The sequence below is a fragment of the Duganella sp. LjRoot269 genome (assembly GCF_964254095.1).
GTDB lineage: Bacteria > Pseudomonadota > Gammaproteobacteria > Burkholderiales > Burkholderiaceae_D > Rugamonas > Rugamonas hordei.
The window spans coordinates 3336683-3358933 of sequence record NZ_CAXUSL020000001.1; the positions used below are offsets into that span (position 1 = coordinate 3336683).

At 65.1% G+C, this 22251-nt stretch carries 19 protein-coding genes; 16 read left to right on the top strand and 3 right to left on the bottom strand.

Annotation, left to right across the window (positions count from 1 at the left end; all coding sequences use genetic code 11):
* Positions 1-46: 46 nt before the first annotated feature.
* The 6 genes from ACSQ3S_RS15010 to ACSQ3S_RS15035 all read left to right on the top strand — a co-directional run bounded on the left by ACSQ3S_RS15010 (position 47) and on the right by ACSQ3S_RS15035 (position 8175).
* The gene (locus ACSQ3S_RS15010; RefSeq protein WP_413446602.1) at positions 47-1369 is read left to right on the top strand and encodes a GH1 family beta-glucosidase; all 1323 of its coding nucleotides are present in this window, start codon (positions 47-49) and stop codon (positions 1367-1369) included.
* 74 nt (positions 1370-1443) lie between these two features.
* Positions 1444-2667, top strand: coding sequence for an ABC transporter substrate-binding protein (locus ACSQ3S_RS15015; RefSeq protein ID WP_436145024.1), 1224 nt, complete (start codon positions 1444-1446; stop codon positions 2665-2667).
* Positions 2668-2670: 3 nt separating this feature from the next.
* Complete coding sequence (locus ACSQ3S_RS15020; protein WP_436142865.1) at positions 2671-3555, top strand: carbohydrate ABC transporter permease; 885 nt, start codon at positions 2671-2673, stop codon at positions 3553-3555.
* Complete coding sequence (locus ACSQ3S_RS15025; RefSeq protein ID WP_353397977.1) at positions 3555-4529, top strand: carbohydrate ABC transporter permease; 975 nt, start codon at positions 3555-3557, stop codon at positions 4527-4529. Before ACSQ3S_RS15020 ends, ACSQ3S_RS15025 begins: the two co-directional genes overlap by 1 nt.
* Positions 4530-4532: 3 nt before the next feature.
* Positions 4533-5618, top strand: a complete 1086-nt coding sequence (locus ACSQ3S_RS15030) for an ABC transporter ATP-binding protein (RefSeq protein ID WP_176650383.1) — start codon at positions 4533-4535, stop codon at positions 5616-5618.
* 157 nt (positions 5619-5775) lie between these two features.
* The gene (locus ACSQ3S_RS15035; RefSeq protein ID WP_176650384.1) at positions 5776-8175 is read left to right on the top strand and encodes a TonB-dependent receptor domain-containing protein; all 2400 of its coding nucleotides are present in this window, start codon (positions 5776-5778) and stop codon (positions 8173-8175) included.
* A 51-nt stretch (positions 8176-8226) separates the two neighbouring features.
* Here ACSQ3S_RS15035 and ACSQ3S_RS15040 read toward each other — a convergent pair whose 3' ends face one another.
* On the bottom strand, positions 8227-9231 hold the full coding sequence (locus tag ACSQ3S_RS15040) for a LacI family DNA-binding transcriptional regulator (RefSeq protein WP_176650385.1): 1005 nt from the start codon (positions 9229-9231) through the stop codon (positions 8227-8229).
* Positions 9232-9379: 148 nt separating this feature from the next.
* Here ACSQ3S_RS15040 and rimO point away from each other — a divergent pair, with 148 nt between their 5' ends.
* The 5 genes from rimO (at position 9380) to ACSQ3S_RS15065 (ending at position 15754) form a co-directional block, all read left to right on the top strand.
* A complete protein-coding gene (gene rimO, locus ACSQ3S_RS15045) occupies positions 9380-10771 on the top strand; it encodes a 30S ribosomal protein S12 methylthiotransferase RimO (RefSeq protein WP_176650386.1) in 1392 nt (463 codons plus the stop codon).
* A gap of 62 nt (positions 10772-10833) precedes the next feature.
* Complete coding sequence (locus ACSQ3S_RS15050) at positions 10834-12003, top strand: cystathionine beta-lyase (RefSeq protein WP_176650387.1); 1170 nt, start codon at positions 10834-10836, stop codon at positions 12001-12003.
* A complete protein-coding gene (gene hisC / locus ACSQ3S_RS15055; protein ID WP_436142866.1) occupies positions 12000-13058 on the top strand; it encodes a histidinol-phosphate transaminase in 1059 nt (352 codons plus the stop codon). Before ACSQ3S_RS15050 ends, hisC begins: the two co-directional genes overlap by 4 nt.
* Before the next feature lie 45 nt (positions 13059-13103).
* Positions 13104-14336 (top strand): putative DNA modification/repair radical SAM protein, encoded by a 1233-nt coding sequence (locus tag ACSQ3S_RS15060; protein WP_436145025.1) that lies wholly within the window; start codon positions 13104-13106, stop codon positions 14334-14336.
* Positions 14333-15754 carry a UdgX family uracil-DNA binding protein gene (locus ACSQ3S_RS15065; RefSeq protein WP_436142867.1) on the top strand — a complete coding sequence of 474 codons (1422 nt, stop codon included), beginning with the start codon at positions 14333-14335 and terminating at the stop codon, positions 15752-15754. Before ACSQ3S_RS15060 ends, ACSQ3S_RS15065 begins: the two co-directional genes overlap by 4 nt.
* A 4-nt stretch (positions 15755-15758) precedes the next feature.
* On the opposite strand, the gene ACSQ3S_RS15070 is transcribed toward ACSQ3S_RS15065, so the two are convergent.
* Positions 15759-16121 (bottom strand): DUF4870 family protein, encoded by a 363-nt coding sequence (locus tag ACSQ3S_RS15070; RefSeq protein ID WP_176650389.1) that lies wholly within the window; start codon positions 16119-16121, stop codon positions 15759-15761.
* A 49-nt stretch (positions 16122-16170) separates the two neighbouring features.
* Entirely contained in the window at positions 16171-17067 is an 897-nt protein-coding gene (locus tag ACSQ3S_RS15075; RefSeq protein ID WP_436142868.1) for an alpha/beta hydrolase family protein, read from the bottom strand.
* A 70-nt stretch (positions 17068-17137) separates the two neighbouring features.
* On the opposite strand from ACSQ3S_RS15075, the gene ACSQ3S_RS15080 reads away from it, so the two are divergent.
* The 5 genes from ACSQ3S_RS15080 (at position 17138) to ACSQ3S_RS15100 (ending at position 22233) form a co-directional block, all read left to right on the top strand.
* Positions 17138-17614 carry a low molecular weight protein-tyrosine-phosphatase gene (locus ACSQ3S_RS15080; RefSeq protein WP_436142869.1) on the top strand — a complete coding sequence of 159 codons (477 nt, stop codon included), beginning with the start codon at positions 17138-17140 and terminating at the stop codon, positions 17612-17614.
* Position 17615: 1 nt separating this feature from the next.
* On the top strand, positions 17616-18539 hold the full coding sequence (locus ACSQ3S_RS15085; RefSeq protein WP_353397998.1) for a LysR family transcriptional regulator: 924 nt from the start codon (positions 17616-17618) through the stop codon (positions 18537-18539).
* Between the two features lie 107 nt (positions 18540-18646).
* Complete coding sequence (locus ACSQ3S_RS15090; protein ID WP_436142870.1) at positions 18647-19840, top strand: CaiB/BaiF CoA transferase family protein; 1194 nt, start codon at positions 18647-18649, stop codon at positions 19838-19840.
* Positions 19837-20838, top strand: coding sequence for a hydroxymethylglutaryl-CoA lyase (locus ACSQ3S_RS15095; protein ID WP_436142871.1), 1002 nt, complete (start codon positions 19837-19839; stop codon positions 20836-20838). Before ACSQ3S_RS15090 ends, ACSQ3S_RS15095 begins: the two co-directional genes overlap by 4 nt.
* Positions 20839-20904: 66 nt before the next feature.
* Positions 20905-22233: an MFS transporter gene (locus tag ACSQ3S_RS15100; RefSeq protein ID WP_436142872.1), complete on the top strand. Its 1329-nt coding sequence runs from the start codon at positions 20905-20907 to the stop codon at positions 22231-22233.
* Positions 22234-22251: the final 18 nt, after the last annotated feature.

Genomic DNA, 22251 nt, shown 5'->3' on the forward strand with positions numbered 1-22251 from the left:
TGCATCAGTTTCACTGGAAGAGACGTTTTCCCCGCCGGCCGACTCGGTGTTGTGGAGTAAGGATTTCCTGCTGGGCGCCGCCACCGCGGCTTATCAGATCGAAGGCGCGGTCGCCGAAGATGGCCGCATACCATCGATCTGGGACACTTTCTCGGCCACGCCGGGCAAGACACTGGCCGGCGACACCGGCGCCGTCGCCTGCGACCACTATCATCGCTGGCAAGACGACGTCGAGCTGCTGGCGGCCCTGAACGTCGGCGCCTACCGCCTGTCGATTTCCTGGCCGCGCGTGATGACGCAGGACGGCCAGCCGAACCAGAAGGGTATCGCGTTCTACCGCAAGCTGCTGACAGCGCTGCGCGCCAAGGGCTTGAAGACCTACGTCACGCTGTACCACTGGGACCTGCCGCAGCACCTGGAAGACAAGGGCGGTTGGGTCAACCGCGACACCGCCTACCGCTTCGCCGAATACGCCGACATGATCAGCCGTGAGCTGGCCGGCCTGGTCGACGCCTGGGCCACGCTGAACGAGCCATGGTGCTCGGCCATGCACGGCTACGGCACCGGCCATCACGCGCCGGGCAAGCAGGATGTGGTCTTCGCCACACAGGCCATGCACCACCTGCTGCTGGGCCACGGCCTGGCCGTCAAGCATCTGCGCACCAACGATCCGGCGGCGCAAGTGGGCATCGTCGCCAACGTGGGGCGCGGCACCAGCACCGACAGCAGCGCCGCCGGCCAGCGCGCCGCCTGGCTGTTCGAACTGCAGCACAATAACTGGATCCTCGATCCGCTGCTGAAGAAGTCCTATCCGTCGGCGCTGTGGGAACTGTGGCCGGGCGCCGAACCGATGGCCCTCGACGGCGACATGGACATCATCGGCACGCCGCTGGACTTCCTGGGCATTAATTACTACTTCCGCACCAACGTCGTCAGCGACGGCAAGAACGGCTACATCGAAGTGGACCTGGAAGGCGTGGAGCGCACGCAAATGGGCTGGGAAGTGTACCCGGACGGCCTGCGCCACCTGCTGGTCGGCTTCCACCGCGACTATCCGAATCTGCCGCCGATCTACATCACCGAAAACGGCATGGCCACCGACGACGAAGTGGTGGACGGCGAAGTCGACGACCGCCAGCGCATCTCGTTCCTGAACCGCCACCTTGCGGCGGTGGATCAAGCAGTCAAGGCCGGTGTGGACATACGGGGCTACTTTATCTGGTCGTTGATGGACAATTTCGAATGGGCCTTCGGTTATGAGCGCCGTTTCGGTATTATCCATGTCGACTATGCAACGCAAAAGCGCACGCTGAAACGCAGCGCAAAACTGGTAACCCAATTTTTGGCCGAGAGATCCGCAAAAAGTTAAACATCCAGCAAAGTTATCCGAATAAAATGGGCGCTCGACGCCCACAGGGAGACAGAATGTTCAAGGCCTCAAAAATGGGGAGCGCGGTCGCGCTCACCCTGGCGGCATGCAGCGCAGCGCAAGCCCAAACACCGTTGAAAGCGACCGTTATCCATTGGTGGACGTCGGGCGGCGAATCGCAGGCGGTCAAGCAGTTTGCGGATGCATACAACAAGGCCGGCGGCCAGTGGATCGACAACGCCATCGCCGGCGCCGACCAGTCGCGCGCCACCACCATCAACCGCATCGTCGGCGGCAACGCGCCGACGGCCGCGCAGTTCAACACCTCCAAGCAGTTCCGCGACTTCGTCGAACAGGGCCTGCTCAATAACATCGACGACGTGGCCGCAGCCGGCAAGTGGGACCAGATCCTGCCGCCGGCCATCATCCAGTCGATCAAGATCAACGGCCACTTCTACGCAGCTCCGGTGGACATCCATATGCCGGCGTGGTTCTTCTACTCGAAGGCGGCCTATAAAAAGGCGGGCATCGCCAGCGAACCGCAGACCTGGGACGAGTTCCTGACGCAACTGGCCAAGCTGAAGGCAGCCGGCGTGGTGCCGCTGGCCTTTGGCGGCCAGGTGTGGCAGGAGAAGATCACCTTCGACGCCATCTTCGCCATGGTCGGCGGCGCCGACCTGTATCTGAAGGTCTACCGCGACCGCGACCAGAAAGCCGTGATGTCGCCGGCCTTCAAGCAGGTGCTGGTCGACTTCAAAAAGCTGAAGGCCTTCGTCGATGCCGGCTCTCCGGGGCGCAACTGGAACGACGCGACGGCGATGGTCGTCAGCGGCAAGGCCGGCGTGCAGATCATGGGCGACTGGGCCAAGGGCGAATTCGCCGCCGCCAAGCAGACCGCGGGCAAGGAGTACGGCTGCTTCCCCGGCTTCGGCCCCAAGGCGCCGTACATCGTCGCCGGCGACGCTTTCGTCTTCCCGAAAACCACGGACGCCAACGCCATCAAGGCGCAGAAGCTGCTGGCGACCACGGTCACTTCGCCGGCCGCGCAGGTGGCCTTCAATATCCGCAAGGGCTCCATTCCTATCCGCGGCGACGTCGACGAATCGCAACTCGACATCTGTGCGCGCCAGGGACTGGCCATCATGAAGGACAAGTCGCGCCAGCTGCCGAACACCGAAATGCTGGCAACGCCGGATACTACTGGCGCGCTGCAGGACGTGCTGACCAGCTACTGGAACAAGAACCAGTCGCCGGACGACGCGCAAAAAGCCTTTGCCCGCGCGCTGAAGGATCAATAAGCCATGGCCAAGAAGCGTCAAAGCGTTTCCTTCGCGGCCTACATCGCCATGATACCGATGGCGTTGACGGTGCTGCTGGCCTACCTCGGCACGATGCTGTGGACGGCCCGCGTATCGGTCAGCAGCTCGCGCACCTTCCCGGCCAGCGATTTTGTCGGCGCCTCGCAGTACATCCGCCTGTTTAACAACGAGCGCTGGCTGCTCTCGCTGCAGAATGTGGTGGTCTACGGCGTGTTGTTCATCACCGCCTGCCTGGTCATCGGCTTCCTGCTGGCCGTGTTCATCGACCAGAAGGTGATGGCCGAAGGCGCGCTGCGCACCATCTTCCTGTATCCGTACGCGATGTCGTTCGTGGCGACGGGCCTGATCTGGCAATGGATCCTCAATCCCGAACTGGGCATCCAGGAAGTGCTGCACAAGCTGGGCTTCGCCGACGCCAAGTTCGACTGGATCGTCGACCAGGACATGGCGATCTACACCGTCGTCATCGCCACCGTGTGGCAGGCTTCCGGCCTGGTGATGGCGCTGATGCTGTCCGGCCTGCGCGGCGTCGACGAGGAATTGTGGAAGGCCGCCCGCATCGACGGCATTCCGCGCTGGCGCGTCTACGTCAGCATCGTGCTGCCGATGCTGGGCGCGTCGGTGTCGACCGCGTTCGTGCTACTGTTCGTGATGGTGGTCAAGGTATTCGACTCCGTCGTCGCGATGACGCAGGGCGGGCCCGGCACGGCCAGCGAAGTGCCGGCCAAGTTCATCATGGATTACCTGTTCGGCCGCGCCAATATCGGCCTGGCTTCCGCCGCATCGATCGTGCTGCTGTCCACCGTACTGGCCATCGTCGCGCCGCTGTACTTTGTGCGCAACCGCCGCGTGGCGAAGGGGGCGTGATGGGACAAGTCGTCAAACTCGACAAGGCCGCAATGGAAAAGGCAGCAAGCGCTGCGCAAGCCCGCGCAGCGAACGACAGCAATATCAATCCAGCGCCGCCGGCCATCAAGCCGCGCCGCAAGCTGGCATGGACGCCGGCCCGCATCGGCGTCTACGGTTTCCTGATCGTGGCCGCGCTGTTCTTCCTGCTGCCGCTGTACGTGATGCTGGTGACGTCGGTCAAGCCGATGGAAGAGATCCGCCTCGGCACGCTGTTCGCGCTGCCGGTGCATGCGACGCTGGAACCGTGGCTGCAGGCCTGGCAATCGGCTTGCACGGGCCTGGAATGCAATGGCATCCGCGGCGGCTTCTGGAACTCGGTCGCCATCGTCGTGCCGAGCACCATCCTGTCGATCGCCATCGGCGCGGTGAACGGCTATGCGCTGTCGTTCTGGCGTCCGCGCGGCGCCGGCCTGTTGTTCGCCATCCTGATGATGGGCGCCTTCATTCCGGTGCAGGTGATGGTCTATCCGCTGGTGCGTGTGCTGGCCGCCGTCAACCTGTTCAGTTCCTTGCCGGGCATAGTGCTGATCCACACCATCTTCGGCATGCCGGTGATGACGCTCCTGTTCCGCAACTACTACGCGGCGCTGCCGATGGAGTTGTTCAAGGCCGCGCGCATCGACGGCGGCGGTTTTTGGCGCATCTTCCTGCAGCTGATGCTGCCGATGTCGACGCCGGTCATCGTGGTCGCCGTCATCATGCAGGTCACCGGCATCTGGAACGACTTCCTGCTTGGCCTGGTGTTTGCCGGCTCCGAGCACCTGCCGATGACGGTCCAGCTGAACAACATCATCAACACCACCACCGGCGAGCGCCTGTACAACGTCAACATGGCAGCGACCATCCTGACGTCGGTCGTGCCGCTGGCTCTCTATTTCATCTCCGGCCGCTGGTTCGTGCGCGGTATCGCCTCTGGCGCTGTGAAGGGTTAATCCATGTCTAACGTAGCTATTCGTAATCTGCAGATCCAGTTGGGCGGCAACAAGGTCATCGAATCCTTGAACCTTGATGTGAAGGCAGGGGAGTTCGTGGTGTTGCTGGGGCCGTCGGGCTGCGGCAAGTCCACACTGCTGCATTCCATCGCTGGCCTGATCGACACCACCTCCGGCCAGATCGAAATCGGCGGCAAGGACATGACCTGGGCCGATCCGAAGGACCGCGGCATCGCGCTGGTGTTCCAGTCGTACGCGCTGTACCCGACCATGAACGTGGAAGCCAATATGTCCTTCGGCCTGCGCATCAACGGCACGCCGAAAGCGGAGATCGCGCGCCGCGTCTCGCGCGCTTCCGACATGCTGCAACTTGGCCCGCTGTTGAAGCGCAAGCCGGCCAACCTGTCCGGTGGTCAGCGCCAGCGCGTGGCGATCGGCCGCGCCATTGTGCGCGAGGCGGACGTGATGCTGTTCGACGAACCGCTTTCCAACCTCGACGCCAAGCTGCGCACCGAACTGCGGCGCGAGTTGAAGCAGCTGCACAAGCAGCTCGGCGCGACCATGATCTACGTGACCCACGACCAGGTCGAGGCGATGACGCTGGCGCAGCGCATGGCCGTGATGAAGGGCGGGGTGGTGCAGCAGTTCGACACGCCGGCCAATATCTACAACGAACCGGCCAACCTGTTCGTCGCCACCTTCCTCGGTTCGCCGGGCATGAACCTGTTCAAGGGCTGGCTGGAGCAGAAGGATGGCCGCACCATGTTCGGCAACGAGCACATGGCCGTCGACGTGACGGACTACCCGTTCAAGCAGCAGCCGTCCGGCAGGCACGAATGCGTGCTGGGCGTGCGGCCCGAGGACATCGACGTCGGCAATTGCGACGGCGTCGACAGCGTGTTGTGCGCATCGGTCTCGCTGGTCGAGGCGATGGGCGCGCATCGCGTGTTGTGGCTGGACTTCCACGGTACCCAGGTCGCTGGCATCGTGCAGGACCAGCAGACTATCGAAACCGAGAAGGACATCAGCTTCTCGGTGCGCACCAAACGTATCTCCCTGTTTGACGGGGCCAGCGAACAGCGGCTCTGATTCATAGCTAGCAGTGCTGTAAAAACCGGGCGCCGCCGCATGGCTGCCCGTTGGATCAGTGCATCCTGCGGTGGAACCGGTTCCACTTGTGTATAGCAAGCCACTCAGAGCGGGCATGCACGCCAACTTGAACGATGGACGAAGCGAGGACAGACAAATGAAGAAAACGATTTTAGCCCTGAGCATTGCGCAAATTGCGCTGACCGCCGGTGCGGCATACGCGCAGCAGGCAGCAGGCGGCGACGTGGAAAAGATCATCGTCACGGCCACCCGCCGCGACACGCTGGTGCAGGACACGCCGCTGGCGATCACCGCCTACACGCAGGACACGCTGGCCAACAACCAGGTCAAGGATCTGGCGACCATGACCGCCATGGTGCCCAGCCTGGTGGTGGAACCGCACAGCGACTCGGGCGGCGTGCACGTCTACATGCGCGGCGTAGGCTCGGCCAATCACACGGAGCTGGGCGATCCGGCGGTGGCGTTCTACGTCGACGGCATCTATGTGCCGCGTCCGCAGGGCGCGACGGCGCTGATGTATGACCTGAACCACGTCGAAGTCGCGCGCGGTCCGCAGGGCACGCTGAACGGCCGCAACTCCACCGCCGGCGCGGTCAACCTGGTGTCCGGCGCGCCGAGCACCGCCAAGACCTTCGGTTCGGCCAGCGTCACGCTGGGCGACTACCATCACATCCAGACGCAGGCGATGATGAACATCCCGCTGAGCGACGACATCGCGCTGCGCATCGCCGCCATCAAGGACCAGCACGACGGCTACGTCGACTTCCGCAAGGGCTCGAACGTGCAGCCGGGGACGAAGAAGTACGGCGCAGGCGACCAGCAGGGCGCGCGCGCCTCGCTGCTGTGGAAGTTCACGCCCGACCTGAAGGCCACTTTCATCGCCGACTACTACAGCGACACCGGCGCCGGCAACATCTACCTGGCCGCCGAGCCGAAGCCGGGCCAGGACCTGCGCTCGGCGCTGATCGACACGCCGGGTACGCTGGACCAGTCCATCATCACCGCCAAGACCAAGGTGCAATGGCGTCCGGTGGAAGGCATCGAGACTCAGTACCTGGCCGCGTGGAGCCGCTTGAAGCGCACCAACGGCAGCGATGCGGACGCCGGTTTCTACCCAGGCTTCAAGGCAGAGAACCGCACCGAGTGGAGCCAGTTCGACAGCGTCTCCAACGAACTGCAGGTGCGCTCGGATACCGAAGCGCCGCTGCAATGGGTGGGCGGCCTGTTCTTCTTCCGCGAGAAGAACAAGATCCGCTTCGACATCGACCGCAGCCAGATCTCGCAGGCCATGCTGGACCAGGATATCGCCAGCGGCAGCGTGATCTTCGTGCAGCCGACCGTCGGCCAATATGCATCGGCGATGTCCTTCATCCAGGGCGACCGCGAGCTGCATTCGAAAGCCGTGTTCGCGCAGGCCAGCTATGACATCGATCCGCTGTGGAAGGTCACCGGCGGCGCGCGCTACACCAAGGACCACAAGTTCGACGTGGGCGGCCAGAACTGGGCCTGCCCGAACTGGCCGGACAACGCGCCGCGCGGTACCGTCACGCTGACGCCTAACCAGATCGCGCAACTGGTCACGCCGGGCGTGGGCACCATCAACACCCACAACATCGGCCCCGGCGGCGTGGTGAACCAGCAGACCTGCGGTAATACGTATGGCGACAACACGGCCGACTTGCAATACGGCCAGTCGACGTGGCTGGGCCGCGTGGAATACAAGCCGGCCAAGGACATCCTGACCTTCGCCTCGGTGACCACCGGATTCCACTCGCCGGCCATCGGCGACGGCGGCGCGACCACCAAGCCGGAGCGCCTGACCAGCTATGAAGTGGGCTTCAAGTCGGACCTGCTCAACCGCCAGCTGTCGCTGAACCTGGACGCGTTCTGGATGAAGTACAAGGACAAGCTGGAATCGCAAGTGGTGAACAACACGCTGCAGAACTTCAACGCGGCCGGCGCCTCGGTGAAGGGAGTCGAGGCCGAGTGGATCTATCGTCCGACCAGCATCGACCGCTTCAGCGGCAACGCCACCTGGCTGAAGGCGCGGTATGACGACTTCCTGTCCTGCGACGTCGATGCGGCGCGCGCAAACAACCAGTCCTGCGGCACCACCGCGCCCGCAGTCAATGTCGGCGGCGCCGTGTTGAAGCACGCGCCGACCTTCGCCGCCACGCTGATGTACGAGCATGACTTCGACACCGGCAAGGGCCGCATCACGCCGCGCGCCTCGGCGCACTACGAGTCGGAATCGTTCGTCGGTTCGGGCGCGTTCAACACCGACGTGCCGGGCCATCCGGGCGTCAAGCAGCAGAAGGCCTACACCACGCTGGACCTGAGCGTGCGCTACGAGCCGCTGAACAAGGCCTACACGGCGGAACTGTTCGTCAACAACGCGACCGACAAGGCGGTGAAGTACGACGCGATCGAGGTCTGCACCCAGGTCGGCGCGCCATGCCAGCCGACGCAGCAGATATGGGCCGCGTACTACAACAACCCGCGCACCTTCGGCGGGCGCGTGTCGATGAAGTTCTGATAGAACCAGGGAGTAAGTGGTCTTTGGGCCGGCAGCGATGCCGGCCCTTTTTTAACGGCGGGCGACCGAGCCGCGCTTGCTCACCGTGACGGGGAAGTCGCGGGCGATTTCGTGCTGGGTGCCGTAGCACAGGTTGAGCAGCCAGCGCACGGCGTTCTGCGTCAGTTGCTGCATCGGGATGTGCACCGACGTCAGACCCGGCGACGAGAACTCAGCCGAGTAGTCGTCGTCATAACCGACGATGGAGACGTCGTTCGGCACGCTGATGCCGGCGCGGTGGAAGCAGGACAGGGCGCCGACCGCCATCTCGTCGTTCGCGCAAAACAGGCCGGTGAACCTGCGGCCTTCAGTGATCAGCTGCTGCGTGGCGCCGAAGCCGCCTTCGCGCGAGAAGTCCGAGGCGATCAGCGGCACGCTGTCGCGGGCGATGCCGTTGCGCGCCAGCTCGTCGAAAAAACCGTCCAGCCGCTGCTTGTTGTCCGACGTGCCGGACGGGCCGGAGATCACCGCCAGCTCGCGGTGGCCCGCTTCCAGCAAGGTTTGCGCCGCCAGTTCGCCGCCGTGGTAGTGGTCCGGGCAGAACGACGCTTCCGGCAGCTCCGGGCTGCGGCGGTTGAGGAAGGCCATTTTCGGATGCATCTTCTGCAGCGAGATCAGGTCCTCGTCGTATAGATCGTGGCCCAGAACGACGATGCCGTCGCAATCGCGGCCGATCAGGAACTTGACCGCCTCGATGGCCTCGTCGCGCGGCGTGCCGTCGCCGCAGCCGGTGGCCACGACCACGTGCCGGCGCATGGCGCGCAGCTCGATGTCGGTCTGCTTGAGGATGGTGCCGTAGTAGGCGCCGAAGAACGAGGGCGCAAAAATCCCGATCATCCCCAGCGACTGCGCGGACAGCGAGCGGCCGATGGAGGAGGGACGGAAGTTGAGCTGTTCTATCGCCGCCTGGACTTTTTTCATCGACTCGGGGGATACCGGACCGGCGCCGGAAATGGCGCGCGATGCTGTCGACATGCCTACACCGGCGAGCACTGCGACGTCTTTCAGCGTTGCCACAAACTCTCCTGAATTGAATGATGCGGCCTCTCGAGGCGGGCCGCCGGGTCAAACGCTATCCTATCATGATCTCCCTATGGCCAATGGGGTATAATGCTCGATTGCCCGCAATTTTCATGGCGCATTTAGCAACCTAAAGCAACCTATCATGCAATCGCAACCACTCACTCGTCTCCCCAAGCCAGCCGCCGGTGCGCCAGCACCCAAAGTGGGCTTCGTCTCGCTCGGCTGCCCCAAAGCGCTGGTCGACTCCGAACAGATCCTGACCCAGCTGCGCGCTGAAGGTTACGAGACCGCCAAGTCCTACGACGGCGCCGACCTGGTCATCGTCAACACCTGCGGCTTCATCGACGCCGCCGTGCAGGAATCGCTGGACGCCATCGGCGAAGCGCTGGCCGAAAACGGCCGCGTGATCGTCACCGGCTGCCTGGGCGCGAAAAAAGACGCCGCCGGCGACGACATCATCATGAAGGTGCACCCGAAGGTGCTGGCCGTGACCGGCCCGCACGCGCTGGCCGAGGTGATGGACTCGGTCCACCTGCACCTGCCGAAACCGCACGAGCCTTTCCTCGACCTGATACCGGCGCAGGGCGTCAAGCTCACGCCCAAGCACTATGCCTACCTGAAGATCTCCGAAGGCTGCAACCACCGCTGCTCGTTCTGCATCATCCCGTCGATGCGCGGCGACCTGGTCTCGCGCCCGATCGCGGACCTGATGCTGGAAGCGGAAAACCTGTTCAAGTCCGGCGTCAAGGAACTGCTGGTGATCTCGCAGGACACCTCGGCCTACGGCGTCGACGTCAAGTTCCGCACCGGTTTCTGGAACGGCCGTCCGATCAAGACCCACATGACGCAACTGATGGAAGCGCTGGGCGAGCTGGCCAAGTCCTACGGCGCCTGGGTGCGCATGCACTACGTGTATCCATACCCGCACGTCGACCAGGTCATTCCGATGATGGGCGAGCACATCCTGCCTTACCTGGACATCCCGATGCAGCACGCGCATCCCGATGTGCTGAAGCGCATGAAGCGTCCCGCCAGCGGCGAGAAAAACCTGGACCGCATCCTGGCCTGGCGCGCCATGAATCCGGACCTGACCATCCGTTCGACCTTCATCGCCGGCTTCCCGGGCGAGACCGAGGCCGAATTCGAATACCTGCTGGACTTCCTGAAGGAAGCGCAGATCGACCGCCTGGGCTGCTTCGCCTATTCGCCGGTCGAAGGCGCCACCGCCAACGAGCTGGCCAATCCGGTGCCGGAAGAAGTGCGCGAAGAGCGCCGCGGCCGCGTGATGCTGCTGCAGGAAGAGATCTCCAAGGCACGCCTGAAAGCCAAGGTCGGCAAGACCGTGCGCGTGCTGATCGATGAAGTCAACCGCAGCGGCGGTGTCGGCCGCTCCAGCGCGGACGCGCCGGAAATCGACGGCGTGGTGTATGTCAAGCCGCCATACGAGCCGCACAAGAAGCTGGCGGTCGGCCAGTTCGTCGACGTGAAAATCACCACGTCCGACGCCCACGACCTGTGGGGCGAGGCGCTGTAGGGCGATGCACTGTAAAATGAAGGCGGACGGCATGTCCGCCTTTTTTTTCGCCTGAAATTACCATGACCATCAAAAAATCCCCGCAGACCGCACTCGTTCACACCGACTACCAGGCGCCGGAAGGCTTTGCCGCATTCCCCAGCGCGATCCACCACGCCTCGACGGTGCTGTTCAAGAACGTCGCCGCCATGCGCTCGGGCGACTGGAAAGAGAAAAACGCCTATACCTACGGCCTGCACGGCACGCCGACCACCTTCACGCTGGAAGCGCGCCTGGCCGAGATCGAGGATGGCAAATACTGCCTGCTGGCGCCAAGCGGCCTGGCCGCCATCGCGATGATCGATTTCGCGATGCTGAAAACCGGGGACGACGTGCTGCTGCCCGATAACGTCTACAACCCCAACCGCGAGCTGGGCCGCTGGCTGACGGCCGACTACGGCATCACCGCGCGCTACTACGATCCGCTGATCGGCGAGGGCATCGCCGCGCTGATCCAGCCGAACACCAAACTGATCTGGACCGAGGCGCCCGGTTCGGTGTCGATGGAAGTGCCGGACCTGCCGGCCATCTGCAAGGCGGCGCACGAGCGCGGCGTGGTCGTCGCGCTGGACAATACCTGGTCGGCCGGCCTGGCGCTGCGCGGCTTCGACCTTGGCGTCGACATCATCATGCAGGCGCTGACCAAGTACCAGTCCGGCGGCTCGGATGTGCTGATGGGCGCCGTCATCACGCGCGACCAGGCGCTGCACGACCGCATCAGCCTGTCGCATATGCGCCTCGGCATGGGCGTGGGCGCGGACGATGCCTATCTCGTCTCGCGCGGCCTGCCGACGATGCGCATGCGCTTCGACGCGCACGACGCGGCGGCGCGCAAGCTGGCGGCGTGGCTGCAGGCGCGGCCGGAAATCACCAAGGTGCTGCACCCAGCCTTCACTGATTGTCCCGGCCACGAAATCTGGAAGCGCGACTTCAGCGGCGCCGGCGGCCTGTTCTCCGTGCTGTTCGACGAACGCTTCACCGAGGCGCAGACCGACCGCTTTGTCGACTCGCTCAAGTTCTTCAAGATCGGCTACAGCTGGGGCGGCGCCAACAGCCTGGTCATGCCATACCGTATCCAGAACATGCGCAAGGACTGGCAGGACAAGGGTGTCCTGGTGCGCTTCAACGTCGGCCTGGAAGACGTCAACGACCTGATCGCCGATATCGAGCGCGCGCTGGGAGAAATGCAATGAGCCGCTTCTGGAGCAACGTCGTCCACGGCCTGACGCCGTACACGCCGGGCGAGCAGGTGCAGATGCCCGGCCTGGTCAAGCTGAACACCAACGAGAACCCGTACGGCCCGTCGCCCAAGGCGGTCGCCGCGATGCAGGCCGCCGTCGGCGACCAGCTGCGCAAGTACTCCGATCCCGGCAACGCGGCGGTCAAGGATGCCGTCGCCCGCCGCTTCGGGCTGACGAGCGGGCAGGTCTTCGTCGGCAACAGCTCGGACGAAGTGCTGGCGCACACCTTCCACGCGCTGCTCAAGCACGAGTTGCCGCTGCTTTGCCCGGACATCAGCTACAGTTTTTATCCGACCTACTGCAGCCTGTATGGCATCGATGCGGTGCAGGTGCCGCTGAACGAACGCTTCGAGATCGACGTGGCGGACTACCAGCAGCCTTGCGGCGCCATCATCATCGCCAACCCCAACGCGCCGACCGGCATCGCGCTGCCGCTGGAGCGGATCGAGGCGCTGCTGGCCGCGCATCCGGATCAGGTGGTGGTGATCGACGAGGCGTATGTCGACTTCGGCGCGCAAAGCGCGATCGCGCTGCTCGGCCGTTACGACAATCTGCTGGTGATCCAGACGCTGTCCAAATCGCGTTCGCTGGCCGGCCTGCGGGTCGGCTTCGCCGTCGGCCATCCTGACCTGATCGCCGGCCTGGAGCGCGTGAAGAACAGCTTCAATTGCTATCCGCTGGGGCAGGTCGCGCAAGCCGGCGCGGTGGCCGCGCTGGACGACGTGGCCCACATGGAGCAGACCTCGCAAGCGATCATCGCCACGCGCGCATGGCTGACGGCGCAGATGCAGGTGCTGGGCTTCGAAGTGCTGCCGTCGCACGCCAACTTCATCTTCGCCCGCCACCCGCGGCACGACGGTGCCCAGCTGGCGGCAAGCCTGCGCGAGCGGGCCATCCTGGTGCGGCACTTCAAGCAGGCGCGCATCGATCAGTTCCTGCGCATCTCCATCGGCACCGACGAGGAGTGCGCGAAACTGGTCGATGCACTGAAAGCGGTACTTCCTTAAATCGTTCTGATATACTGTATATAAACACAGTATATCGGGGCGATGATGGAATTGACGGACAAGCTGGAAATTCTCGCCGATGCGGCAAAGTACGACGCCTCCTGCGCCAGCAGCGCGGCGCCGAAGCGCAACTCCATCGGCAAGGATGGCTTCGGCGCCACCACCGGCATGGGTATCTGCCACAGCTACACGCCGGACGGGCGCTGCGTCTCGCTGCTGAAGGTCCTGCTGACCAATTACTGCCTGTACGATTGCCAGTACTGCGTCAACCGCCGCACGTCCAACGTGCCGCGCGCGCGTTTCACGGTCGCGGAGGTGGTCAAGCTGACCACCGATTTCTATCTCCGCAATTACATCGACGGGCTGTTCCTCAGTTCCGGCATCATCCGCTCGGCCGACTACACGATGGAGCAGCTGGTGCAGGTGGCGCGCGAGTTGCGCGAGGTGCACCAGTTCCGCGGCTATATCCATCTGAAGACGATACCGGACGCCGATCCGGCGCTGATCGCCGCCGCCGGCCGCTATGCCGACCGCCTCAGCGTGAACATCGAGCTGCCGACGCAGGACAGCGTGCAGAGGCTGGCGCCGGAAAAAAGCGTCCACACCATCAAGCTGGCGATGGGTTCGATCCGCCGCAAGCTGGACGAAAAGGCGGAGGAGCCGAAGTCGCCGCGCTTCGCGCCGGCCGGACAAAGCACGCAGATGATCGTCGGCGCCGACGCCAGCGACGACCAGCAGATCCTGTCGACCGCCGAAACGCTGTACGGCAGCTACAAGCTCAAACGCGTGTACTACTCGGCGTTCAGCCCGATTCCGCAAAGCCCGAAGAGCGTGCCGCTGGCGCCGCCGCCGATGCTGCGCGAGCACCGGCTGTACCAGGCCGACTTCCTGCTGCGCAGCTACGGCTTCCAGGCCAATGAGTTGCTGCCGGCCAGCGGCGGCAACCTGGCGCTGGATATCGACCCCAAGCTGGCTTGGGCGCTGGCGCATCGCGAGCATTTTCCGCTGGACCTGAACTGCGCCGAGCTGCACATGATCGCGCGCGTGCCCGGCATCGGCTTGCGCAACGCGCAGCGCATCGTCGACCTGCGCCGGCTGCGGAAGGTGCGCTATGCCGATCTGTCGCGGCTGCGTTGCAGCATGAAGAAGATCTCGCCGTTCATCATCACGGCCGACTATTTTCCGGCCAGCGACGCCAGTCCGTCCGAACATCTGCGGCGCGCCATGGCCGACACGCCGCAGCAGATGAACCTGTGGCCGGAGCTGCAGACGGCATGATGCGCATGGTCGTGCAGTCCTTCGACGAGTGGCGGGCGGCGGTTCGGGAACTAATTGCGCGCCGTGTCGCGCCTGAATCCGTAGAATGGACGTCCGGGCTTGGCGGCGGCGATTTGTTCTCGTCCGCTGCCGATGACCTGCCCGCCGCGCCGCCAACGGCGACGTCGACGTCGCTGCGCGTGTCGCGTGAGCTGATGGACTTGCTGGACAGCGCAGCCTGTTTCAGCGCGTGCGACCGCTGGGCCTTTCTGTACAAGGTGGTCTGGCGCTGGCAGTTGGGCGAGCATGATGTCATCTCGCCGGCAGATCCGGACGGCGCCCGTTTGCACGCCATGGTCAAGGCTGTTCACCGCGAGGAGCATGATATGCACGCCTATGTCCGTTTTCGCGAACGCTCCGAGGCTGACGGCGCGCCGCGCTTTGTGGCGTGGTTCGAGCCGACGCATGAAGTGTTGCCGCAGGTGGCAGGTCATTTCGCGCGCCGCATGGGCGGCATCACCTGGATGATCGCCACGCCGTCGGCAACGATGATGTGGGACGGAGCCAAGCTGCACGCCGGCCCGGCTGTGATGCGCGGCCCGGCGGACATCGACGATGCCGGCGAATCGATGTGGCTGACCTACTACCGCAACATCTTCAATCCGGCGCGGCTGAATGCGGACCTGCTGCGCAGCCATATCCCGTCGCGCTTCTGGAAGAACTTGCCGGAAGGCGCCATCGTGCCGCAGATGATCAGCGCCGCCGCCAACGGCGAGCGCCGCACCGGCCAGACCGAAACGGTAGGGCGCCGTGCCGGCGCCACCACGATACCGATCAGCGCCGAACGCGCCCAGCCGCAGCGCGAGCGTCCCAGTTCGCTGGACCAGTGCCGCCGCTGCGACCTGTGGCAGAACGCCACGCAGGCCGTGCCCGGCGTCGGGCCGAAAAAGGCGCGCATCATGCTGGTGGGCGAACAGCCGGGCGACCAGGAAGATCTGCAGGGCCTGCCGTTTGTCGGACCCGCCGGCGCGCTGCTGGACAAGGCGATGGACGAAGCGGGCCTGGACCGCGGCAGCATCTACCTGACCAACGCCGTCAAGCATTTCAAGTGGGAGCTGCGCGGTAAGCGGCGCCTGCACAAGACGCCGGCGCAAAAGGAAATCAGCGCCTGCCATCTGTGGCTGGAAGAGGAGCTGGAGCGCGTAAGGCCGGAGGTGATCGTCGCGCTGGGCGGCACCGCGCTGAAGTCGGTGCTGCAAGACGGCAGCGCGACGATGAAGTCCGTGATGGACGCGCCGTTCCAGCACGAAGGGCGCTGGGTGATCGCGGTATACCATCCATCCTACGTCCTGCGCGCGCCGGACGAGGCCAGCCGCCAGCAGGCGTACGAGGTGATCGTGGACGGCCTGCGGCAGGCGCTGCGCCTGCTGAAGGACTAAGGGACTAGACGGCGGCAGCCTCGTTGCGGTTCAGCCGAACGATGCCGCTGATCAGGCGGTAGGCCTTCCACAGCCAGGCGCCTACCCACACCACCCAAGCCAGCGGAATGCCGATGATGGTCACGAACAGCGCCGCGCCGACCACGATCCACACGACGTACCACCAGAAGGAGCGGATCATCCAGGTGTGGTGGCTGTGGACGAAAGTGCCCTCGGTGCCCGGCCGCTGCACGTAGTTGAGCACCAGCGGAATGAAGGAAAACGCACCCAGCGAAAACACGAAGCTCACCGCGTGGATGACGTACAGCCACCACGCGGTGCTTTTTGCCGACTCGAGGCGGCCATCCAATACCAGTTCTTGGGACATGGTGATTCCTTTTTTTAAAAGCTACAACTTAGTATAACGACAAGCAGGACTAAACGGCGCACAGTGTCCGCGTCAGAAAAGCGGTGATGTCGGCGAACAGTTCGGGCTGGATCGCCTCGCGGTCGAAGCCGGGCAGGTCCTGCGAAGGCTGGAAGTTCGGCCGTGTCATCTCGGGCGGGAACTTGCTCATGAAGGCGAAGTGGTTGGCGCCGGGGATATCCTTGTGCTCCACCAGCGACGCGTCCGGGACGCCGTCTATGACCCTGTATGCATGCTCGAGCGGCGTGAGTTTGTCCTGCTCTCCGGTGCGGATCAGGATGGGAACCCGCACCTCGCTGAATGATCCGGCCACGTACCAGGGCGTCGCTGGATTGAGCAGCACCAGCGCGCGCACGCGGCTGTCCGCGCGGACCTTGACGGGACTGGGCGGCGCGCCCTTGCTTTCGTGCGGGCCGGTCCAGGGCTGAGCACCGGCAACGGCCAGCGCAGTGTAGGCGCCGATGGAATGGCCGATCACCGCCACGCGTGCGTCGGCGATATGCGCGCCGAGCACGGCGTCTCCCAGCGCAGCATCGATGCTCAGCGAGATGTGGCGCGGCCGGTTTTCCAAATTGGCGGCGGTGCCGGCCAGCGTATTGTCCAGCCGCGTATTGCCGGTATGGGCCGGCAGCGCGACCACGTAGCCTGCCTGCACAAGGTGCTTGGCCATCTGGCGGTACGCCCACGGCGTGCCCGAATTGCCGTGCGAGATAACGACCAGCGGCCAGCTCCCCGCAGCCGGCGGCGCGTCCTTCGCCACCTCCAATGGGTACGGGCCGAAGCGCTCCTCGCTCTCCGTGCCGATGGCTGGATACAGCAGGGCCAGGGGAATCACGGCGCCCTGGACAGCGTCGTCGACGCTGAGCAGACGGCAGCCGCAGGACAGGTTTGTGTCAGTGTTGGTCATTTTTCAATTATAGCAATGTGCTTCCATCTGGCGTACAGTAGCTGCTTCGCCAGATTGACAGAGTGTTTTCATGGGCAAGCCAATTTCGGTTCTCTTCGTATGCATGGGGAACATCTGCCGTTCGCCGACGGCGGAAGGCGTGTTTCGCCACCGGGTGGAGGCGGCCGGCCTGGCCGGGCACTTCGTCATCGATTCGGCCGGCACGCACGGCTATCACGTGGGCGAGCCGCCGGACACGCGTTCGATGGAGTTCGCCGCCAAACGCGGCTACGACTTGTCGGCGCAGCGCTCGCGCAAGGTGGCCGCCAGCGACTTCGAGCAATTCGACCATGTGCTGGCGATGGACCACGACAATCTGCGCCTGCTGGAGGCGGCCTGTCCGCCGCAGCATCGCCACAAGCTCGGCCTGTTCATGGCGCATGCCAGCCGCAGCGGATCCGACGTGGTGCCCGATCCGTACTATGGCGGCGGCAAGGGCTTCGACCTGGTGCTCGACTATATCGAGGACGCTTCCGACGGTCTGATCGCCGCGCTGAAGGCGAAATAAGGTGGCGCTGAATAACCTGCTGCGGCGCCTGGACCTGACGACCTTGCAGCTGTTCCTGGCCATCCACGAGGAAGGCACGCTGACCAAGGCCGCCGAGCGCGAGGCCATCGCCGTATCGGCCGCCAGCAAACGCCTGCTGGAGCTGGAGCAGGCCATCGGCGTGGCGCTGTTCGTGCGCAAGGCGCGCGGCATGGACCTGACGCCGGCCGGCGAGACGCTGCTGACCCACGCGCGCCGCATGCTGCTCAGCGTCGAGAAGATCGGCCTGGAACTGGCCGAGCACGCGCAGGGCGTGCGGGGCTACGTGCGCATGGTGGCCAACCTGTCGGCCATCGTCGAGTTCCTGCCCGAGGATCTGCGCGGCTTCCTGCAACAGCACGAGCAGGTCAAGCTCGACCTGGAAGAGCGTCCCAGCGGCAGCGTGGTCAAGGGCGTGGAGGACAGCTGGGCCGATATCGGCATCTGTTCCGGCGACGTCGACACGCGCGACCTGCATACGGAGCTGTACCGCCGCGACCAGCTGGTGCTGGTGGCGCGCGCCGATCATCCGCTGGCCGCGCGCGCCAGCGTCGCGTTCGAGGAGTCGCTGGACTACGACCATGTCGGCCTGCATACCGACAGTTCCATCAACGCCCGCAGCCACCTGGCCTCGCGCGCGGCGGGCAAGCTGCTGAAGGTGCGCATCCACGTGCCGGGCTTCGATGCCGTCTGCCGCATGGCCCAGGTGGGCATGGGCGTCGGCCTGATCCCGCGCGACGTGTTCAACGCCATCGGCCGTCCGCTGGGGCTGGCCGCCGTGGCGCTGGACGACCAATGGGCCGAGCGCGAACTGAGGATCGTGGTGCGCGATCCGGCCGGGCTGTCGCCGGCGACGCAGGCGCTGTTCCAGCATTTGCGCAGCGCCGAGGCGCGCGCCGCCGCGTAACGCCGAGCGTTCGCGTTTCGCGAACGCTGCTTGCGGATTTGCGGTTGGACGCCGGCGCCGCCATTTCCTATCCTGTCATTCATTAGTTAAAACGACAGGAGACAACCATGAGCGGACCGCTCACCGGAATTCGCGTCATTGAAATCGGCACCCTGATCGCCGCGCCGTTCGCCGCGCGGCTGATGGCCGAATTCGGCGCCGAAGTGATCAAGATCGAGGCGCCGGGCGACGGCGACCCGATACGCAAATGGCGCAAGCTGCACGAAGGCACCTCGCTGTGGTGGTATCTGCAGTCGCGCAACAAGAAATCCATCGCCGTCAACCTGAAGTCGGCCGAGGGCGTGGACATCATCCGCCAGCTGGCCTGCAATGCCGACGTGCTGATCGAGAACCTGAAGCCGGGCGCGATGGAAAAGCTCGGACTGGGCTGGGACGTGCTGCACGAACTGAACCCCAAGCTGACGATGGTGCGCATCTCCGGCTACGGCCAGACCGGCCCGTACAAGGAGCGTCCCGGCTTCGGCGCCATCGGCGAGGCGATGGGCGGCATCCGCTACACCACCGGCGAGCCCGATGGCGCGCCGGCCCGCGCCGGCATCAGCCTTGGCGATTCGCTGGCCTCGCTGCATGCGGTGATGGGCGCGCTGATGTCGCTGTTGCGCGTCAAGAGCGGGCAGGGCGGCGGCCAGATGGTGGACGTGTCGCTGGTGGAAAGCGTGTTCAACCTGATGGAAAGCCTGGTGCCGGAATACGACCTGCTGGGCCATGTGCGCGAACGCAGCGGCGGCGCCTTGCCGGGCATCGCGCCATCGAACACCTACCCGACCCGCGACGGCGCCTACATCGTCATCGCCGGCAACAGCAATCCGATTTTCCGCCGCCTGATGCAGGCCATCGGCCGCGCCGACTTGGCCGACGATCCCGGGTTCGCCCACAACGACGGCCGCGTGGCGCGCGTGGCCCTGCTGGACGCGGCCATCGCGGGCTGGACCTCGTCGCTGGCGATCGCCGAAGCGCTGGCGCAGCTGGAGCAGGCCGGCGTGCCGGCGGGACGCATCTATTCCGCCGCCGACATCGTCGCCGACCCGCACTACCTGGCGCGCGACATGGTGCTGCAGGCCGAGCTGCCCGGCGGCGTGCAGGTGAAGATGCCGGGTATCGTGCCCAAGCTGTCGGAGACGCCGGGGCAGGTCAACTGGCAAGGTCCGTCGCTGGGCCAGCATACGGCGTCGGTATTGACGGAACTGGGCATGAGCATGCAGCAGATCGCCCGCCTGCAACAGCAAGGAGTGGTGCAATGAGCGCGGACCGTCTGATCGTCCAGGAAGTCGCCCCGCGCGACGGCCTGCAGATAGAACCCGTCTGGGTGCCGACCGATGAAAAGGTCGGCCTGATCAACCAGCTGTCCGGCGCGGGTTTCTCGCGCATCGAGGCCGGCTCCTTCGTGTCGCCGAAAGCGATACCGGCGCTGCGCGACGGCGCCGAGGTGTTTTCCCGCATCCGCCGTGCGCCTGGCCTGATCTATGTCGCGCTGATTCCGAACCTGAAGGGAGCCCAGCGCGCGCTGGAGGCCGGCGCCGATGAGCTCAACCTGGTGCTGTCCGCCAGCCAGACCCACAACCGCGCCAACATGGGCATGAGCGGCGACGATTCGATGACGGCGTTTGCGGCGGTGGCATCGCTGACGGCGGCCGTCAACCGCGACGCCGCCAGCGCCTGCAGCATCGACGGCTTCCGTACGGCGGTCACGCTGAACGGCACCGTCGCCACCGCCTTCGGTTGCCCGTTCGAGGGCGCGATCGCGGAAGACCGCGTGCTGAAGCTGGTCGACCGCTACCTGGCGCTGGGCGTCGGCGGCATCACGCTGGCCGACACCACCGGCATGGCCAACCCGCGTCAGGTGGCGCGGCTGGTGCGGCGCGTGCTGGAGCGGGTGCCGGCCAAGGCACTGACGCTGCACTTCCACAACACGCGCGGCCTCGGCCTGGCCAATGTGCTGGCGGCCTATGAAGCCGGCGCGCGGCGTTTCGACGCCGCGCTGGGCGGCTTGGGCGGTTGCCCCTTCGCACCCGGCGCCTCGGGTAATATCTGTACCGAGGACCTGGTGAACATGTGCGAAGAAATGGGGATCGCCACCGGCATCGACTTGCCGCTGCTGATCGCGATGTCGCGCCGCCTGCCGCAACTGCTGGGCCACGACACGGCGGGGCAGGTGGCCAAGGCCGGCCGCAATTGCGACCTGCATCCGGCGCCGGCATCGATATCGGCAACGCGGCCGGCGGTACCGGCGGCGGCCTGAATCACCGCCGCACCATCCTTTTAAAACAATAGCCGGCGCCACGCAGCGCCGGATCAGGAGACTTACATGCAAAGCCACACCACACTGGCCGCCCGCAACGCGGCCGCACCGGCGGTACTCGACGAAGCCACGGTCGTCCGCAAGGCTGCCTGGCGCATCATGCCGCTGATTATGATCTGCTACCTGTTCGCCTTTTTCGACCGCATCAACATCAGCTTCGCCAAGTTCCAGCTGCAGGGCGACCTGGGACTGAGCGACACCGCCTACGGCCTGGGCGCGAGCCTGTTCGTGGTCGGCTACGTGCTGTTCGAAGTGCCGAGCAATATGTTCCTCTACAAGGTCGGCGCGCGGCGCTGGATCGCCCGCATCATGATCTCGTGGGGCCTGGCCACCACGGCGATGGTGTTCGTGTCCAGCGAATGGCAGTTCTACGGCCTGCGCTTCATCATCGGCGCGATGGAGGCGGGCTTCGCGCCCGGCGTGCTGTACTACCTGACGCTGTGGTTCCCAACCACCTTCCGCGGCCGCATCACGTCGATGCTGTTCCTGGCTTCAGCCTTCGCCGGATTGTTCGGCGCGCCGGTATCGGGCCTGATCCTCGGCCACATGGAAGGCGTGGCCGGCATGCGCGGCTGGCATTGGCTGTTCATGCTGGGTGGCCTGCCGTGCATCGCGCTGGGGCTGGTGGTGCTGAGCCAACTGAAGGACCGCATCGAGGACGCCGGCTGGCTGTCCGCCGACGAGAAGGCCCTGCTGCGCAGCCGCATCGAGCAGAGCGCGCCGCAACACGGCGGCCATTCGCTGCTGAGCGCCATCAAGACGCCGGGCTTCCTGACGCTGGGACTGGTGTACTTCCTGATCCAGGTCGCGTCGTATGGCCTGAACTTCTGGGCACCGCACCTGATCCGCAGCGCAGGCACGCAAAACCCGACCATCATCGGCCTGCTGACCGCCGTGCCTTACATCTGCGGCGCGATCTGCATGGTGGTGGTGGGGCGCATGTCGGACGCCAGCGGCGAGCGGCGCAAGTTCGTCACCGGCCTGCTGGTGCTGGCGGCGCTGGGTTTCTTCAGCGCCGGCATCTTCGACAAGCAAACCGGCTTGCTGATCGTGGCGCTGGGCGTGCTGGGCGCCGGCGTGGTCGCCGCGATTCCGGCCTTCTGGGCGCTGCCGCCCAAGCTGGTCACCGGCGCCGGCGCGGCGGGCGGCATCGCGCTGATTAACACGCTGGGCCAGCTGGGCGGCATCGTCAGCCCGGTGATGGTGGGCCGGGTGCGCGACCTGACCGGCAGCACCACGCCGGCGCTGTACGTCATCGGCGGCACGACCTTGCTGTGCGCGCTGATCGTCATGTACGGCCTGCCGCAGCGGCTGCGCGAGAACGAGAAAAAATAAGCGTTGCTATAAAAATAA